General features: G+C 59.6%; 15 protein-coding genes. 4 read left to right on the top strand and 11 right to left on the bottom strand.

Annotation, left to right across the window (positions count from 1 at the left end; all coding sequences use genetic code 11):
* The first annotated feature begins 17 nt into the window (after positions 1 to 17).
* Positions 18 to 1,133 (top strand): cell division protein ZapE, encoded by a 1,116-nt coding sequence (zapE, locus tag AUC61_RS23570; RefSeq protein WP_243248578.1) that lies wholly within the window; start codon positions 18 to 20, stop codon positions 1,131 to 1,133.
* On the opposite strand, the gene rarD is transcribed toward zapE, so the two are convergent.
* Entirely contained in the window at positions 1,134 to 2,009 is an 876-nt protein-coding gene (gene rarD, locus AUC61_RS23565) for an EamA family transporter RarD (protein WP_243248577.1), read from the bottom strand.
* A gap of 463 nt (positions 2,010 to 2,472) precedes the next feature.
* On the opposite strand from rarD, the gene AUC61_RS23560 reads away from it, so the two are divergent.
* Positions 2,473 to 3,624 (top strand): MFS transporter, encoded by a 1,152-nt coding sequence (locus AUC61_RS23560; protein WP_243248576.1) that lies wholly within the window; start codon positions 2,473 to 2,475, stop codon positions 3,622 to 3,624.
* Between the two features lies 1 nt (position 3,625).
* Here the strand turns inward: AUC61_RS23560 and AUC61_RS23555 are convergent, their stop codons facing one another.
* From AUC61_RS23555 to AUC61_RS23515, 9 genes are all read right to left on the bottom strand, one after another.
* Complete coding sequence (locus tag AUC61_RS23555) at positions 3,626 to 4,459, bottom strand: PhzF family phenazine biosynthesis protein (RefSeq protein WP_243248575.1); 834 nt, start codon at positions 4,457 to 4,459, stop codon at positions 3,626 to 3,628.
* Between the two features lie 364 nt (positions 4,460 to 4,823).
* Positions 4,824 to 5,261, bottom strand: a complete 438-nt coding sequence (locus AUC61_RS23550; RefSeq protein WP_243248574.1) for a carboxymuconolactone decarboxylase family protein — start codon at positions 5,259 to 5,261, stop codon at positions 4,824 to 4,826.
* A 110-nt stretch (positions 5,262 to 5,371) separates the two neighbouring features.
* The gene (locus AUC61_RS23545; protein WP_243248573.1) at positions 5,372 to 6,526 is read right to left on the bottom strand and encodes a M20 family metallopeptidase; all 1,155 of its coding nucleotides are present in this window, start codon (positions 6,524 to 6,526) and stop codon (positions 5,372 to 5,374) included.
* On the bottom strand, positions 6,523 to 7,947 hold the full coding sequence (locus AUC61_RS23540) for a M20 family metallopeptidase (protein WP_243248572.1): 1,425 nt from the start codon (positions 7,945 to 7,947) through the stop codon (positions 6,523 to 6,525). The genes AUC61_RS23545 and AUC61_RS23540 overlap by 4 nt, the downstream gene beginning before the upstream one ends.
* Positions 7,944 to 8,933: an ABC transporter ATP-binding protein gene (locus tag AUC61_RS23535; protein WP_243248571.1), complete on the bottom strand. Its 990-nt coding sequence runs from the start codon at positions 8,931 to 8,933 to the stop codon at positions 7,944 to 7,946. The genes AUC61_RS23540 and AUC61_RS23535 overlap by 4 nt, the downstream gene beginning before the upstream one ends.
* A complete protein-coding gene (locus tag AUC61_RS23530) occupies positions 8,930 to 9,946 on the bottom strand; it encodes an ABC transporter ATP-binding protein (protein ID WP_243248570.1) in 1,017 nt (338 codons plus the stop codon). Before AUC61_RS23530 ends, AUC61_RS23535 begins: the two co-directional genes overlap by 4 nt.
* A 16-nt stretch (positions 9,947 to 9,962) precedes the next feature.
* The gene (locus tag AUC61_RS23525) at positions 9,963 to 10,868 is read right to left on the bottom strand and encodes an ABC transporter permease (RefSeq protein ID WP_243248569.1); all 906 of its coding nucleotides are present in this window, start codon (positions 10,866 to 10,868) and stop codon (positions 9,963 to 9,965) included.
* A gap of 215 nt (positions 10,869 to 11,083) precedes the next feature.
* Positions 11,084 to 12,001: an ABC transporter permease gene (locus AUC61_RS23520; RefSeq protein ID WP_122663789.1), complete on the bottom strand. Its 918-nt coding sequence runs from the start codon at positions 11,999 to 12,001 to the stop codon at positions 11,084 to 11,086.
* 86 nt (positions 12,002 to 12,087) lie between these two features.
* Entirely contained in the window at positions 12,088 to 13,608 is a 1,521-nt protein-coding gene (locus tag AUC61_RS23515) for an ABC transporter substrate-binding protein (RefSeq protein WP_243248568.1), read from the bottom strand.
* Positions 13,609 to 13,786: 178 nt separating this feature from the next.
* On the opposite strand from AUC61_RS23515, the gene AUC61_RS23510 reads away from it, so the two are divergent.
* Complete coding sequence (locus AUC61_RS23510) at positions 13,787 to 14,704, top strand: LysR substrate-binding domain-containing protein (protein ID WP_243248567.1); 918 nt, start codon at positions 13,787 to 13,789, stop codon at positions 14,702 to 14,704.
* On the opposite strand, the gene AUC61_RS23505 is transcribed toward AUC61_RS23510, so the two are convergent.
* On the bottom strand, positions 14,658 to 15,128 hold the full coding sequence (locus AUC61_RS23505) for a multidrug/biocide efflux PACE transporter (protein ID WP_243248592.1): 471 nt from the start codon (positions 15,126 to 15,128) through the stop codon (positions 14,658 to 14,660). The two genes, AUC61_RS23510 and AUC61_RS23505, sit on opposite strands and share 47 nt — an antisense overlap.
* 261 nt (positions 15,129 to 15,389) lie before the next feature.
* Here AUC61_RS23505 and AUC61_RS23500 point away from each other — a divergent pair, with 261 nt between their 5' ends.
* Complete coding sequence (locus AUC61_RS23500) at positions 15,390 to 16,274, top strand: LysR family transcriptional regulator (protein WP_243248566.1); 885 nt, start codon at positions 15,390 to 15,392, stop codon at positions 16,272 to 16,274.
* Positions 16,275 to 16,404 lie beyond the last annotated feature (130 nt).

The following is a 16,404-nucleotide window of genomic DNA, read 5'->3' as shown; positions in this document are numbered from 1 at the left end:
CGAGCGATGCGCTACTCATGAATGCCGTTTCACCCTTGCAGGCCTATGAACGAGCTGTCGAGCAGTTGGGTTTCCAGCCGGACGCTGCGCAACTGCATGCCGTCCAGCAATTGCAGGCGTGTTTCCTGGCGCTGAACGACAACCCGAAAGCGGCGCAGGGCGTTTATCTATGGGGGCCAGTCGGGCGGGGCAAGACCTGGTTGATGGACCGCTTTTTCGAAAGCCTCAGCGTTCCGGCTCGGCGTCAGCATTTTCATCACTTCATGCGCTGGGTGCACAAGCGCATGTTCGAACTGATCGGCACCTCCAATCCGCTCAAAGTCGTGGCCCAGGAACTGGGGCGTGATGTGCGGGTGATGTGTTTCGACGAGTTGTTCGTCACTGATATTGGCGACGCAGTAATCCTTGGCGGTTTGCTGCAAGCCATGTTCGACGCGGGCGTGGTGCTGGTCTGCACCTCTAACCAGCCGCCCGCACAGTTGTACAGCCATGGCCACAATCGTGAACGATTCCTGCCTGCTATTGCCGCCATTGAGCGCCACATGCAAGTGGTCACGGTCGATGGCGGTGAAGACCACCGCTTGCATCCGGGACTGCTGCATCAGCGGTATTTCGTTACCGCACCGGGGCAGAGCAGCGCGCTGGCTGCTGTATTCGAGACGCTCAAGGGTGATGAAACAGTGTCCAGTGGCGCGGTGCCTGTAGGGCATCGCAGCATCAACAGTATTCAGCACAGCGACTCAGTATTGTGGTGCCGCTATGGCGACCTGTGTGAGCAGCCTTTGGCCGCCATGGACTTTATCGAACTGTGCGACCGGTTCTCGACACTACTGCTCAGCGAAGTTCCGGCCCTCAGTGCGCCTCAGCGCGAAGCGAAAATCGCCCGTGGTACCGAAGATGCAGTCGAACAGGTGGTGGCTGGGGATCGTGAGTTGCCGCAATTGTCGCCCCACGATGACGGGGTTCGGCGCTTCATTGCGCTGGTGGACGAATGTTATGACCGCCGCGTGCCTTTATATGTCGATGCGGCGGTGCCGATGCACGAGCTGTACACCCAGGGCTATCTGTCGTTCGCTTTCCGTCGCACCTTGAGCCGTTTGCAGGAGATGCAACTGGAGCGCTTCATCCAGTAATCAGCTCCGCCGCTGCGCCAGCACGTGCTTGCAACCTTCGAAGATCAGCACCAGCACCGCCAGCCAGATGGGCAAGTAGGTCATCCATTCATCGCGCTTGATGCTTTCGCCCAGCAGCAGCGCGACGCCCACCAGCAATACCGGCTCGACGTAGCTGAGCAAGCCAAACAGGCTGAATGGCAGCAGGCGGCTGGCAACGATGTAGCTGACCAGTGCCGAGGCGCTGATCAAGCCAAGCACTGGAATCAGCACATACAGCATCGGAAATTGCTCAACCACTGACGCATCGCCGTTGACGATGAACCAGACGCTGATCGGTAGCATGAAGGCCATGTCGAACCACAAACCGCCGAGGTTATCGGTGACCAGCTTTCGGCGCAGGACGAAGTACAGCGGATAACCGACCGCGACCAGCAGGGTTTCCCAGGCGAAACTGCCGTGGTTAAGCAACTCGTTGGCGACACCGACCATGGCGCAGAAGGCCGCGACCTTCTGCAGCCGCGACAGCCGCTCGCCATAGACGATGCGCCCAGTGACAACCATCGTCAGCGGCAGCAGGAAATAGCCCATGGAAACCTGCAGGCTGCGGCCATGCAGCGGCGCCCACATGAACACCAGCAATTGCGCGCCCAGCAACAGCGAACATGCGGCGATACCGATCAGCAGTGTGGGTTGATGGCGGATACGTCCAGTGATTTTTCTGACCAGGTGCCAATCGCCACTGAACAGCAGAAAGACCGTCACGCACGGCACCGTCAGCAGCATCCGCCAGCCGAAGATTTCTTCCCCGCCCAGCGGCTTGAGCAGCGATGTATAGAAGTACATCACCCCAAACAGCACCGAAGCCAGAACCGACAGCAGCACACCTTTATACACAGCAGCCTCTTTACGTTGTGGGCAGTTGCAGGGCGGCCCGGTTCAAAATGGTGCGTAGTTTAGCGGTGTAACTCTGTGGGAGCGAGCGCATTACCCACTGGGGATTTTTCAATGAGCTTACCGTCATTTCCCTGTAGGAGCTGGGCTTGCCCAGCTCCTATCAAACAAGAAATAACTACCTGATTTGGAATGCATTTTCTGTAGGAGTGAGCTTGCTCGCGATAGCTCCAGCACAGGCAATATATTCATCGACCAACAGATCGAATCGCGAGCAAGCTCACTCCTACAGGTCCCGTGTTTGCTGCGCTACAGCGTGGTGTCAGGGACACCGGGGCAGTTCCCACAGGGGGAATGCGCTACTCTGGGACTTCCATTCCTCCGTACCCATTTGGTTAACCCCCAACCTTTGTTAGTCTGCCCTCCATTACCGGACCTTTTGGTCCGCCGTTTTCAAGGAGCCTGCATGACTTCCATCAGCACCCCGGCGCCGGTTGTGCCGGGACGACTGGAACAATTTTCCACTCGCGTGGCGTTTTTCATTGCCGGTTTTGCCATTGCTGCCTGGGCGCCATTGGTGCCGTATGCCAAGGCCCGGGTTGGGCTGGATGAGGGCACATTGGGCTTGTTGCTGCTGTGTCTGGGTGTCGGCTCGATTGTGGCCATGCCTCTTGCCGGTGCATTGGCCGCGCGTATCGGTTGTCGCCGCGTGTTGCTGATTTCCTCGGCAATCATTTGCCTTTGCCTGCCGCTGTTGGCCACGGTTTCGCATTTGCCGTCGCTGGTTGCCGTGCTGTTCATTTTCGGCGCGGCGATGGGCGCACTGGATTGTGCGGTGAATATTCAGGCGATCATCGTCGAGCGCGCCAGTGGCAAAACCATGATGTCCGGTTTCCATGGTTTGTTCAGTCTGGGCGGTATCGCCGGGGCGGCGGGTGTCGCAGGGTTGTTGAGCGTCGGCGCGTCGCCTTTGGTCGCGATGTTTGCCGTTGTAGCGGTTTTACTGATCGCGTTGCTCAAGGCCGCACCGCATTTCCTGAGTTACGGCAGCGAAACCGATGGCCCGCCGTTTGCCATCCCAAGAGGCGTGGTGCTGTTTCTCGGCCTGCTGTGCTTCACGGTGTTCCTGTCCGAGGGGGCAATGCTGGATTGGAGCGCAGTGTTCCTCAGTGAGTTACGCGGTGTAGAAACTTCTTACGCGGGGTTGGGCTATGCAGTGTTCGCCCTGACCATGACGGCAGGCCGCTTGTTCGGCGATGCGGTGGTGCGACGTGTTGGCCCACGGCAGGTGGTGATTCTTGGTGGTCTTTGTGCGGCGGCCGGGTTGGCATTGGCGACCCTCGTACCGTCATGGCAAGCCGCATTGCTCGGCTACGCGTTGGTGGGGGCGGGCTGTTCCAACATCGTCCCGGTCTGCTACAGCGCGCTTGGCCGACAAAAGAGCATGCCGGAAAACGTCGCCGTTCCGGCGTTGACCACGTTGGGTTACGCCGGGATTTTGATCGGCCCCGCTGCCATTGGGTTTATCGCCCACTCCAGTAGCCTGGAGCTGGCATTTATGGTTGTCGCCGTGATGCTGGTCGGTGTTGCAATCGGCGGGACCCGACTCAAGGTCTGACTTATAGCGTGCGGGCCATGCCGGAAACCCGGATTGAACTGCCTTTCAGATCAGTAATCTCAGCGCGAATCCGCGAGCGACTGCCCATGTCCTCGCCCTGCACAATGTCGATGTGCCCGCCGTGAGGCCATTCAAGATCGCGCAGGTAACCGGCGAATGCCGCTGTTGCAGCGCCAGTGGCGGGGTCTTCGTACACGCCGCCCCACGCGAACGGATTGCGGGTGTGGAACAGTTGCAGGTTTTCCGCATACGCCAGCAAGATCGTGACCCATCCGGCACGGGTCATCAGCTCATGCCCGGACTGTTGGTCATATTCCATGGCCCGGAGTTTTTCCCGACTGTTCAACACCAGCACCAGATGCTGTGCGCCACCGTTGATCAATGCCGGTGGAATACGCGCGTCGAGATCGTGTTGGGCATAGCCGAACAACTCCAGCGCTTCATGAAGCAAGGCATCATCAATGGGCCCGCTGTGAGTGGGCGGTGATTGCAGGGCTGCTGAAATCAAATCGCCTTGAGCATGGCCTTCAACGGTAATTGCTGCCTGATTCAGTGTCAGTTTGAACACGCCGTCGCCATACTGACCGGCCAGCGCCGCGCCCAGGGCAATCGTCGCGTGACCGCAGAACGGCACCTCGGCTTCAGGCGAGAAATACCGCACCCGAAATCCTTCGGCGCTGGGCGCAGCAAACACTGTTTCGGAAAAACCTACTTCCGCAGCAATCCGCTGCATCGTCGCCTCGTCCGGCAAAAAGTCCCCGAGCCACACACCTGCGGGGTTGCCGCCTTGGTCGCCATCGCTGAACGCGGCCAGCTTTAAAACGTTTGTCGTCATGTTGGTAAGAGCCTGTAGTGAGAGCGCCGGTGAGTTTCCTCAAAGCCCGGTCAGTACTCCAACCAATAGTCCTTATGTGAAGCATCTGCAAATTTGATCGATGGATGAACAGCGCACAATCACCGTAGGAGCTGCCGAAGGCTGCGAAAGCGTTTTATATGACACACCGCTTCGCAGCCTTCGGCAGCTCCTACAGGAATTGTGTTGAATCAGGCGCGGGGTGATGCATGTTGGTCTGCAAGCGCAGATCCCGGTAGGAGCGAATTCATTCGCGAAGAGGGCGGTACATCTGCAGCCTGTGTACCGTTTGAAACAGCGCTTTCCCGAGCACCGCTCCCACGGAGGAGCGGTATTTCAGCTCAGGCTATGCCGGCACCATCGCAAACCCGACACCAAAGCGGTTCCAGGCATTGATGGTCGCAATCGCCAGAGTGAGGTTGACCACTTCGCTGTCGGTAAAGTGTTCCTGCAAGGCGAGGTATTGCTCCTGCGATGCCTGCTGATTGGGCAGCAACGTCATCGCTTCGACCCACGCCAGCGCGGCTTTTTCCCGAGGGGCGAAGAACGCGGTTTCGCGCCAGACGCTGACGGTTTGCAGGCGCGATTCTTTTTCTCCGGCGCGGCGGGCGTCGTTGGCGTGCATGTTGATGCAGAAGGCGCAGCCGTTGATTTGCGAGGCGCGCAAGCGGACCAGTTCCAGCAGCGAGTTTTCCAGTCCGGATTTGCCGACGGCGGCCTCTAGGGCGGCCATGGCGCGGTAGGCTTCAGGGGCAACGGTGGCCCATTGGATGCGTTCGTTCATGTTGGCGTTCTCTTAGGTTGAATGCCCAGTCGGGCGATGGCGCCAACCTTAACGTTGGGGACTGGCGGTGTGGATAGCCAATCCCCGGCGTTTCGAAGAGACCAATTACCTCAGTAAGCTTCACCGACAGCCAGAATGGTCGCCACTAATGCCTGTGCGCGGGGCACCAGGGTGTCCAGCTCCAGGTATTCGCGATCGGTATGGACCTTGCCGCCCACCGGGCCGAGGCCACACAGCGTGGGAATACCGAGGCTAGCGGTGAAACCCGAATCCGCACAGCCACCAGTGAACTCGCCTTCAACACTGAAACCCAGTGTCTGCGCCTGCTTCTTATACATCGCCAGCAAGCGGGTGCTGTGCCGCGCTTCCATGGGCAGGAATGTTGTGGCTTCTTTCAGGACGGCAGTGGTGCCGGGCAATTCTTCTTCGGCGACGATCCTCTGAATCGCTTCGAATATTTGATCCCAATGTTTGAGTTCGATAAAGCGTACGTCGAGTTTGGCCGTAGCACTGGGCGCGACGGTATTGCTCGACGTGCCGCCGGACATCAGACCCACGTTGGTGGTGATGCCCGCCGGGTAATCGGTCAGGGCATGCAGTTTGACGATTTTGCGCGCGAGCGCCTCGATGGCGCTGGCGCCGTCGGCATGGTTGACCCCTGAATGCGCCGCACGGCCAGTGACTTCGATGATCAACGTGGCGCCACCTTTACGTGCACTGACTACATTGCCGCTGGCTCTGCCGGGCTCCGTATTGAGCACGGCACGGGCCGCACGCGCAGCGGTTTCAATATGGCCGCGGGCACTGCCGGAGCCGATCTCTTCGTCACCGGTGTACAACACCTGAACCGGGTAGGGCAGTTGCCCGGCGCGCTTCAGCGCCTTTAGGGCAAAGCAGTTGAGGACCAGACCGCCTTTCATGTCAGCCACACCGGGTCCGTAAGCAAGGGTGGCGTCCCGGCTGTAACCTCGGGTTGTGGTGGTGCCTTTGGGAAAAACCGTGTCGCGATGGCCCAGCAGCAATACCGGCTTGCCCGCTGCGCCGGAGACTTCGGCGAGCATCACATCACCAAACCCTTCCACCGGCATGCGTTCGAGCAGGATGCCATCGGCTTGCAGTTCGGCCGCGAGCAGTGCGCCCACTGCATCGACACCGGCCTTGTCGTAGCTGTTGGAGTCAGTGTCGACGATGCGTTGCAGCAATGACTCCATCGCTTCGCCCTGGCCCGCGAGCCAGTCCAGCGCCTGTTGTCGAGCGTCGCTCATTTGGCCTGCTCCCGTTGTTGATGCTCCTGCGTCAATCGCGAAGCGTCGTTGCCGAGATCCCAGAACAGCCCGGCCATGATTTGCAGGCTCTCTTTCACCACGGGGGCGAGCAAATGCTCGTTGGGCGCATGCTGCGAGCAGGCCGGGTAAGAATGTGGCACCCATAGGGTGGGCAGACCCAGCACGTCTGCAAATACATCGTTAGGCAATGAGCCGCCCAGATTAGGCAGCAGAGCCGGTTTTTTGCCGGTGGTTTCGGCCAGGGAGTTCAGCGCCCAATCGACCCATGGACTTTGCGGGTCAAGACGGGTGGCGTTCATCATGTCGATGCGGCCCTGTTTGACTTCTACCTGAGTGAAACCGTGGGCATCCAGGTGCGCGCGTACCGCCGGGATGAAGGTGTTGTAGTCGCTGTCCACCACAAAGCGGATGTGGCAGTGGGCATTGGCCTTGCCGGGGATCGCATGCACGGGCGCATCGGGGTTGCCGGTCTTGAAGGCAATGACGTCGAGGGTGTTCCAGCCGAAGACTTTTTCGCTCAGGGTCAACTCGGGATTGCCCCAGTTCGGGTCGATTTCCGGGTCGCCAGGACCGCCACCGACTTCGATATCCGCCAGGGCCAAGCGCACGGCTTCGGGTACTTCCTTGGGCATCAGCGCGGGAATTTTTACCCGGCCCTGTTGGTCGACCATGCTGGCAATGGCGTTGGCCAGAATAATCCCCGGGTTGGACAGCAGGCCGCCCCAGTTGCCGGAGTGGTGTGCACCTTCCCGCAAATTGACGCTGAGTTCGAAGTTGAACACGCCCCGCGAACCGAGAAAAATCGTTGGCCGGGAAGCCGCCAGACGCGGGCCGTCGGAGGCGATGAACACGTCCGCCTTGAGCTCTTCAGGGTGTGCTTCGCAGAACGCACGCAAACCCGGCGAGCCGTCTTCTTCGCCCATTTCCAGCAGCAGCTTGACGTTGAAACCCAGCTTGCCATCGCGTGCCTTGAGGGTCTGTTCCAGAGCGGTCAGGTTGATCAGGTGCTGACCTTTGTTGTCGGCAGTGCCGCGCCCGTACCAGCGCTCGCCATCGACCTTGACCTCCCACGGCGACAGGCCTTCACGCCACTGTGCGTCGTAGCCGTTGACCACATCGCCATGGCCATAGCTGAGCACGGTTGGCAATGCCGGATCTTCGATGCGAGTGGCGATCAACAACGGGCCACGCTTGGGCAGCGGGTTGTCGTAGACCTGCACGCTGAAGCCCAGCGCCTCGACGTGGGGCGTGATGAATTCCTTGAGGTAGCGATAGAGCTCCGGCAACTGATCCGGAATCTGGCTTTCAGTGTGCAGGGCGACGCTGCGTTCGAGCAGGGACAGGAATGCGCCGTTGTCGAACTGCTCGGTGGTGTAGCTGATGGCCTGTGAACGACTCATGAGTGGACGAGCTCCAAAGTTTGGGCAGGACTGTCGTGGAGGTGGCAGCGTACTTTGCCGCCGATAATCGAATCATTGGCCGGGTAGGCCGTCTTGCAGGGCGCGAAACAGCTCGGGCAGCGCGGATGAAAAGCGCAACCGGACGGCGGCGACATCGGGTTGGGGAAAGTACCGTGCAGGCCGATGTCGGGAATGCCCAAACGCGGATCGGGCGTGAGCACCGAGTCCAGCAGAGCGCGGGTGTAGGGGTGCCCGGGTTCGGCGAACAAGGATTCACGGGTGCGCTCTTCAACGATACGCCCCAGGTACATCACCGCCACGCGATCAGCCAGATGTTCGATGACCGCCAGGTTGTGGCTGATCAGCAGGTAGGTCAGGCCGAATTCGCGTTTGAGGTCTTGCAGCAGGTTGAGGATCTGCGCCTGCACCGAAACGTCCAGCGCCGAGGTGGGTTCGTCGCAGATCAGCACGTCCGGGCGCATGATCAAGGCCCGGGCAATCGCTACGCGCTGGCGTTGGCCACCGGACAGTTGGCTCGGGTAGCTGTCGATCACGCGTTTGGGCAAGCCCACTACGTCGAGCATTTCTTCGGTCTTTTTGCGACGCTCGGCAGTGGTGCCGATGTCATGCACGATCAGCGGCAGGGTGACGATTTCCCGCAGGGTCTTGCGTGGGTTCAGCGACGAGTACGGGTCCTGGAAAATCGGCTGGATATGCCGGGACATTTCCTTGCGATCGGTGGCCGCCAAGTGCTTGCCATTTACCAGTACATCGCCGCTGGTAGGAGGTAGCAGGCCGAGTAGCATTTTCGCCAGCGTACTTTTACCGCAACCGGATTCGCCGACCAGCCCCAGGGTTTCGCCGCGCATCAGGCGCAGCGATACACCATCGACAGCCTTGAGGGTGGCCGGGGCTTTGAAGAAGCCTTTGTTCATTCGGAACTCACGACGGATGTCGCACAGCTCAAGAGCGATGTCTTTTTTCATGACCGTGCACTCTCCATCTGCCGAATCGGCTCCGGCCCCGGCGCTGCAAACAGGCAGCGCGCCATGTGGCCGTCGCGCAGTATTTCGGGAATGTTCTGCGCGCAGGCATCAATGGCCTGACCGCAACGGTTACGGAACGCACAGCCTTGTTGCTCACCGACCAGACTGGGCACCAGGCCAGGAATTGAACCCAACGCTTCGCCGGGTTTGGTCTTGCCGGGGATCGGGATACTGGCCAGCAAGCCCTTGGTGTAAGGGTGCTGCGGGTTTTCGAAGAGTTGCAGGGCGGGAGCGGTTTCGACGATTTCCCCGGCGTACATGACGGCCACCCGGTCGGCGATCCGCGCGACCAGACCCAGGTCGTGGGTGATGAAAATCACCGCCAGGCCGAACTCTTTCTGAATGTCGCGGATCAGCCGCAGGATTTGCGCCTGAATCGTCACGTCCAGCGCCGTCGTCGGCTCGTCAGCGATGATCAGGTCCGGTTCGCACATCAAGGCCATGGCGATGATTACCCGCTGGCGCAGGCCGCCGGAGAGCTGATGCGGGTACTGACCGAGGCGTTCGGTGGCGTTGCTGATGCCGACTTTTTCGAGCATCTGCGCAGCACGGGCCAGCGCGTCTTTGCGTGACACCTTGCGGTGCTGGGTCAGTACCTCGCTGAGCTGATCGCCAATGCTGTAGGCCGGATTCAGCGAGGTCATGGGTTCCTGAAAGATCATCGCCAGCCGGTTGCCGCGCAGGTCGCACATGCGCCGCTCGCTCTGGGCGAGCATGTCGATGCCGTCCAGGGTCAGGCGGTTGGCGGTGCGTTTGGCCTTGCGCGGCAGCAGGTCCATCAGCGCCAGTGAGGTCAGGGATTTGCCGCAACCTGACTCGCCGACGATGCACAGCATCTCGCCGCGCTCGACTTCAAAGTCCAGGCCGCGTACTGCGTGCAGCATGTCATCCGGCGTCGGGCTGTTGCCCATGGGGATATCGACGCGCAGGTTTTCAACGTGGAGTAGTGCCATGTTCGTGGCTCCTCTATCAGTTGCGGCCGTCGGGCAGGATCAGGTCGCGCAGACCATCGCCTACCAGGTTGATGCCCAGCACCAGAATCATCAGGGCAACGCCGGGGATGGCGATGACCCACGGGGAAAAGAACATGTAGGGTTTGCCTTCGGCGATCATCAGCCCCCACGACGGGGTGGGCGGTTGCACGCCGACACCGAGGAACGACAGCGCTGACTCCAGAAGGATCGCGTGGGCCATTTCCAGGGTGGCGACGACGATCAGCGCGCCAACCAGATTGGGCAGGATTTCACTGGCCAGAATCCGCAGGGTCGAGCAGCCCAGTGCTTGCGCGGAGGCGACATATTCGGCATCGCGAATCTGCTGCACCGACGCCCGGACCACCACCGCAAATCGATCCCACAACAGGCAACCCAGCAGCACGATCACGACTTTCAGCGAGCCGCCCATCAGTGAGGCCGAAGCCAGTGCAACCATCACCACCGGCATCGCCAGGCGCGTAGTAATCAGATAGCTGATAAAAGCGTCGACCTTGCCGCCGTAGTAACCGGCGAGCAGGCCCATGACCGTGCCTATGAAACCGGAAATCAACGCGGCGGCAACGCCGATGAACAGCGAGATACGCGCGCCGTAGAGGAGACGTGACAGGTAGTCACGTCCCAGCTTGTCGGTACCCAGCGGGTATTCCCACGTGCCGTTGGCCATCCACACGGGCGGTTTCATGCGCAGCATCACGTCCTGGACGTAAGGGTCGTAGGGCGCCAGCCACGGCGCAAACAGCGCGCCGATGAAGATGATCATCAGCAACACCATGCCAATCGCAAAACCGCGATGGCGAAAGCTTTTGCCCAACACCCGGCTTAGGCTGCTGGGGGGTGGCAGGTAGTCGTTGATGGCGAGGGTAGGAGTCGGGGTGCTCATGGGTGTCTCCTTTCAGCGTCGGGCAGCGCTCTCATCAATGAAAAAACCGATATCTGGATATGAATGCAATTCCTGTAGGAGTGAGCTTGCTCGCGATGCGATGTGTCAGTTGAGCAGTCATTCCCTGACCTGACGCTATCGCGAGCAAGCTCACTCCTACAGATCCAGTTGAGCCCGATGGAGCTGCGTGAATTAATGGACATGGCAAAGCCTCCTTAGCGCACACGAATGCGCGGGTCGAGCAGTGCGTTGAGCACGTCAGCCAGCAGCGTGAGGATGATGTAGATCACTGCGATCAGCAGGACCACGGCTTGCACCACGGGGAAGTCGTCGCGGGCGATGGCGTCCCAGGCGAGTTGCCCTACGCCTTGCAGGGAGAACACGGTTTCGATCACGACCGAACCGCCAAGCATGAAACCGAATTCCACTGCGGCCAGCGCCACCACCGGAATCAGCGCATTGCGCAGCGCGTGCTTGAACAACACCCGGGCCGGGCGCAAGCCTTTGGCGCGGGCGGTGCGGATGTAGTCGGAATTGAGCACATCCAGCATGCCCGCGCGGGTCAGGCGCATGATCGCCGGTGTTGCGTAATAACCCAGAGCAATGGCGGGCATCACGAAGTGCAAGAACGTCGAGTTACCCGACACCGGCAGCCATTTGAGGGTGACGGCAAACACCACGATCAGCATCAGCGCAAACCAGAAACTCGGCATCGCCTGACCGAGTACGGCGATGCTCAACGCCAGTCGATCAATCCAGGTGTCACGTTTGACTGCAGCGAGAACACCCAGCGGAATGGCGACGAGCAGTGCAATGCCCAGCGCCATCGCACCCAGACTCAAGGTGATCGGCAAACGGCTGGCAATCAGGTTGTAGACCGATTCCTGAAAGAAAAAAGAATCGCCCAGATCAAGCCGCAGCAAGTCGCCCAGCCAGTTGAAGTACTGGGTTGGCAACGGTTTGTCCAAACCGTACTGCACGCGGATCTGCTCGATTTGTTCGCTGCTGGCTTCCGGCCCGCCAATGGCAGTGGCCAGGTCACCGGACAGGTGCAGAAGAGAAAAACTGATGATCGACACGGTAATCGCAACGCACACGGCGATGCCCAGACGACGCAGAAGGAACCCAAGCATGGCAAGTTTCCTCGTATCCATTGGCTGAAAAAGTGAAGGTATGCCGTGGCGCGATCACGTAGCACCACGGCAACGATGGTCGCGGGTTATTTCCAGCTGGACAGCACGAAGCGCGGCAACTCATCCGGGTACGGCGTGAACTCAAGTTCCGAGGTGTAGGCGTAGTTCATCGAGTAGTTGAACAGCGGCGCCCAGTAGGCCTGCTCGCTGATGCGCTGCAACGCCTTGCGGTAGTTGTCCTTGCGCACTTGCGGGTCGAGGGCGTTGTCGGCGGTTTGCAGCCAGCCCTGGACTTGCGGGTCCTTGATGTTGTCGTCCGGGTTGCCTTTGAACCAGGTACCGGCTGAAGCGGAGGTATCGAGGATCGAGAACGAGCCCCAGGCCTGGAACGACATCGGTACTTTACCGCCACGTTGCTGATCGCGCAGGGCGGCATATTTCAGATAACGCAGCTTGGCGTTGATGCCGACGGCGCGCAGGTTGCCGATGATGGCTTCGACGTAATCACGGTCGCGGTAGGCGAAGATTTCTGTCTCGAAACCGTTCGGGTAACCGGCTTCAGCGAGCAGTGCCTTGGCTTTGGCCGGGTCATAGTTGTAGACCGTCGCCGCCGTGGTATCGCAACCGAACTGCCCTGGGTAGCACGCCACCTGCAACGGTTTGGCTTCGCCGCCCACCAGTTGCGAGGCCAGCCCGTCACGGTTGATCGCGTGGTTGATCGCCTGACGCACCTTGAGGTTCTTCATCGGCGAGTTTTCGCTGGAGGTGCCACGGGCATCGAGAATCAGGAAGCCGATACGCATGGTCTCGCCGCTGGTCACCGTCAGGTTCGGCATGCCTTTGAGGTTGACCGACTGATCCGGCGCCACGCGCCACACCCAGTCGACACCGCCGGTCATCAGCTCGGCAAGACGAGTTTCAGCGTCCGGGATCACCCGGAATTTGATGTGGCCGATGTGCGGAAGGCCTTGCGGGCTGTCTTTGAAGTAGTCCTTGTTGATGTCCATGGTCACGCCTTCACCCGCTACAACCGATACGGCTTTGTATGGGCCGGTGCCAATCGGTTTGCGGCTGAATTCAGCCATGCCGACTTTCTCGAAATAGTTTTTCGGGAACATCGGGACAGCGTTGGACAGGTATTCGAGGGCGGGCGGGAAAGGCTTTTTCAGGTGAAGGCGGACGCTGTAGTCACCGGTTTTCTCGGCGCTCTTGATCCAGTCGACGTTTTGCACAGTAACGACTTTGGCTTCGGGCGACACGACGTAGTTGAGGGTGAACACCACGTCGTCCGCGGTGAATGCGTCGCCGTTGTGAAATTTGACGCCTTTGCGCAGTTCGAAATCGATGGTGGTGTCGTCGACCTGTTTCCAGCTGGTGGCCAGCATGGGTTTGTATTCGCCGCTTTTGGGATCGCGGTATACCAGGTTGTCCCAGATCAGCCGGCCGAGAATCACGCCTTCGCGCAGGTCGTTGTGATAGGGACTGATGTTTTCAGGTTCGCTGTCGGAAGCGTAAACCAGTGTGTCGTTGGCTTTACCGGCGTGAGCCGGGAAGCTGCTGATGGAGCCCAGCAGCGCAATACTGAAAGCGAAACCTTTGATGCCCATGCCGTCGTCTCCGTTGGCGAGAGTGGTTGAATCAAAGGGCAGCTGTTCGCAAATGCGGAAAGGAAATCAGGCAATGTTCTTTTTGGTGTGGACACGAATGTAGGCGATGGTTTACCAATGCCACAAGCACAATCTTTCGATACTAGCTTTGCCGAAAAGGCAATTCACAGAGGTTCAGATGCAGCTATACGGCGTGCAGTCCACGGCCCTGCGCTATTTCCTTGAAGTAGCGCGTTGCGGTTCCATCAGTGAGGCTTCGGTGCGCCTGAATGTCGCAGCCTCTGCGGTGAGCCGGCAAATCACCAAGCTCGAGCTGGCTTTGGACGCCACGCTATTTGAGCGGCGCGCCCGGGGGATGGTGCTCAGTGAGGCAGGCACGCGACTGGCGGCTTATGCACGCAAATCGCAACTGGAAGCCGAGCAGGTGGTGCTGGAGATTACCGAGTTGCACGGCTTGCAGCGCGGTCATGTACACATCGCCTGTTCAGAAGGTTTTGCGCTGGATTACATGCCCCATAGCATCGCTGCATTCCGTCGCGAGTACCATGGGATTCACTTCACCCTTGAAGTGTGCGCACCGGCTGAAGCCACCGAGAAAGTCCGCTCCGGGGAGGCTGATCTGGCGCTGACGTTCAGCCTCACGCCTCAAAAGGAAATATGCGTCGAGCACGTCATGAGCGGAGCGATTTTTGCCGTGGTTGCCAATTCCCACCCGCTGGCCGGGCGTGAGGCCGTTAGCCTTGCCGAACTGCAGCCGTACCCCATTGCACTGCCAAGGCCTGACACGACTTTGCGGCAACTGTTCGATATCTGCTGCGGGGTGCAAGGCCTGATGTTCGAGCCAGTGCTGACCAGCAATTACATCGGCGCGCTGTACAGCTTTGTTCGTGAGGAAGGCGGCATCAGCCTTTCCAGTGAAATGACCCTGCACAAGCAGGTGGTGGGCAAAGAGTTGCGCTGTTTGCCGATTCTCGATGAGGGCATGCAGGCGCGGCGAATCGAAATGCAAAGCATGGCCGGTCGAAATCTACCGGCCGCCGTGTCCGCCTTCAGGGATTTTCTGATCGCCGAGCTGGCGAAAACCGTTGGCGATTAAGCTGGCGGCGCTGGATGACACGTTCCCGAAGAGCGTCGTATGCCCAGTTGAAGATCAGGGTGTAAGGCAAAAACAGCAACAGTAGACCGATATCCAGCAGGAACGCTTCCAGCAGGCTGATCGACAGCCACCACGCTGCCAGTGGCACGATCACCAGAATCAGGCCGCTCTCGAAACCCAGCGCATGCAAGATGCGGGTCCCCAATGACAGCTTGAAATCCCATTTGCGGCGCAGGCCATCGAACATGGCGTTGAACAGCATGTTCCAGAGCATGGCCACGGTGGAAATCATGACGGTCATCGCGCCCATTTTGGCCAGCGAGTGACCCATGGCCCAGGCGAGCAGTGGCGCAAACAGCAGGACGCCGATAATTTCGAAAAGAAGCGCGTGGAAGGCGCGTTCCTTGATGGATTTGGTTGGCATAGTTTGGCCTTTTGGTTTACCAGCAACTGCCGCATAAATTGCTGCCTTGAAGTGCATTCTTATGTGGGAGCAGAGCTTGCTCGCGATAAGGCTGGACGCGATAGACCTGATATCTGCGATGGCCTTTTCGCGAGCAAGGTGGAGCGCCATCCCGGTCGCTCCCACAAGGCATAGGTGTTTGCGTTCGACGACGTGCATTGTCATCGGCCCCTGCGCTAAAGTGAAAATCGTTTCCATCGGTAAAACCGATACGAGGTTCAGATGAGTTATTCCCCCGAAGCCCTTGAGGCGTTTGCCCAGACTGTCGCGCTAGGTTCTTTCAGCGCAGCGGCGCGGCGTTTGGGCAAAAGCCAGTCGACGATCAGCGAGGCCATCGCACGTCTGGAGATTGACCTGGGGCTGGAGTTGTTCGACCGCTCTTCAAAGCATCCGGCCCTTACCGAGGCGGGCAGGGCCATGCTCGGGCGTATCGAGGATGTGCTGGCCGCTTCCGATAAGCTGCGCCGCGCTGCCGGGCGTCTGGCGGAGGGTGTGGAGCCGCGTCTGACGCTGGTGCTGTCCGACGCCAACCAGTTCGCTGATTTCGAAACTCGTATGGCTGAGCTTGATCAACGTTTCCCGGAGCTGGAGCTGGAGTGTGTATTTGCGGAGCACGGCGATGCCATCAGCCTCATCCAGTCAGGCCGCGCGTGTTTGGGGCTGCTGTCTGCTCAGGCCAGTTATCCCCCGGAAGTCGGCTACTCGACTATCGCCGAGCGTGCAGATTTCGGCCTGTTTGTGGCGCACAAACACCCGCTGGCTCAGCAGGATAAGGTCGACTACCAGCATCTGGCGCGGTACCGGGCGTTGCGCCTGAACACATTGGTGGATCAAAGCGTGCCCACCGATGATTTGCCCATCAGCGGTCATCGCCCATGGTCAGCCCCCAATTACTTGCTGCTCATGGACATGGCTGCTTTCGGGTTTGGCTGGGCGGCGTTGCCGCGCTGGCTGGTGTCCGGTTACGCCAGCGGCAAGCTCAAGGAACTGGACGTTCCGGGCTGGCCGCGCAGTTCGGCAGTGGATGTGATCTGGTCACGCCAGCGCAGCCTGGGGCCTGCCGGTGCCTGGTTGCTGGAGACCTTCACTCGTCATCGTGGCGAATAATGGGCATTAACGGAGCGCGTCTATATAGATGTGCGCGGTTTGAGGGCGAACAGTTGCGTTGTCTGCGCTTCGCGAATGAATCCGCTCTCATTAAACAACATGCAACCTACCGGATTGAAATGCATTTTCT

Source organism: Pseudomonas maioricensis, from assembly GCF_022790535.1.
Classification (GTDB): domain Bacteria; phylum Pseudomonadota; class Gammaproteobacteria; order Pseudomonadales; family Pseudomonadaceae; genus Aquipseudomonas; species Aquipseudomonas maioricensis.
This window is presented reverse-complemented; position numbering and strand designations above follow the sequence as displayed.

What these genes read in the sequence shown, in the direction of transcription:
- AUC61_RS23535 (WP_243248571.1), bottom strand. Translation starts at nt 8,933, where the DNA reads ATGAAAAAAGACATCGCTCTTGAGCTGTGCGACATCCGTCGTGAGTTC.
- AUC61_RS23505 (WP_243248592.1), bottom strand. Translation starts at nt 15,128, where the DNA reads ATGCCAACCAAATCCATCAAGGAACGCGCCTTCCACGCGCTTCTTTTC.
- AUC61_RS23515 (WP_243248568.1), bottom strand. Translation starts at nt 13,608, where the DNA reads ATGGGCATCAAAGGTTTCGCTTTCAGTATTGCGCTGCTGGGCTCCATC.
- AUC61_RS23500 (WP_243248566.1), top strand. Translation starts at nt 15,390, where the DNA reads ATGAGTTATTCCCCCGAAGCCCTTGAGGCGTTTGCCCAGACTGTCGCG.
- zapE (WP_243248578.1), top strand. Translation starts at nt 18, where the DNA reads ATGAATGCCGTTTCACCCTTGCAGGCCTATGAACGAGCTGTCGAGCAG.
- AUC61_RS23555 (WP_243248575.1), bottom strand. Translation starts at nt 4,459, where the DNA reads ATGACGACAAACGTTTTAAAGCTGGCCGCGTTCAGCGATGGCGACCAA.
- AUC61_RS23540 (WP_243248572.1), bottom strand. Translation starts at nt 7,947, where the DNA reads ATGAGTCGTTCACAGGCCATCAGCTACACCACCGAGCAGTTCGACAAC.
- AUC61_RS23550 (WP_243248574.1), bottom strand. Translation starts at nt 5,261, where the DNA reads ATGAACGAACGCATCCAATGGGCCACCGTTGCCCCTGAAGCCTACCGC.
- AUC61_RS23510 (WP_243248567.1), top strand. Translation starts at nt 13,787, where the DNA reads ATGCAGCTATACGGCGTGCAGTCCACGGCCCTGCGCTATTTCCTTGAA.
- AUC61_RS23545 (WP_243248573.1), bottom strand. Translation starts at nt 6,526, where the DNA reads ATGAGCGACGCTCGACAACAGGCGCTGGACTGGCTCGCGGGCCAGGGC.
- AUC61_RS23530 (WP_243248570.1), bottom strand. Translation starts at nt 9,946, where the DNA reads ATGGCACTACTCCACGTTGAAAACCTGCGCGTCGATATCCCCATGGGC.
- AUC61_RS23560 (WP_243248576.1), top strand. Translation starts at nt 2,473, where the DNA reads ATGACTTCCATCAGCACCCCGGCGCCGGTTGTGCCGGGACGACTGGAA.
- AUC61_RS23525 (WP_243248569.1), bottom strand. Translation starts at nt 10,868, where the DNA reads ATGAGCACCCCGACTCCTACCCTCGCCATCAACGACTACCTGCCACCC.
- AUC61_RS23520 (WP_122663789.1), bottom strand. Translation starts at nt 12,001, where the DNA reads ATGCTTGGGTTCCTTCTGCGTCGTCTGGGCATCGCCGTGTGCGTTGCG.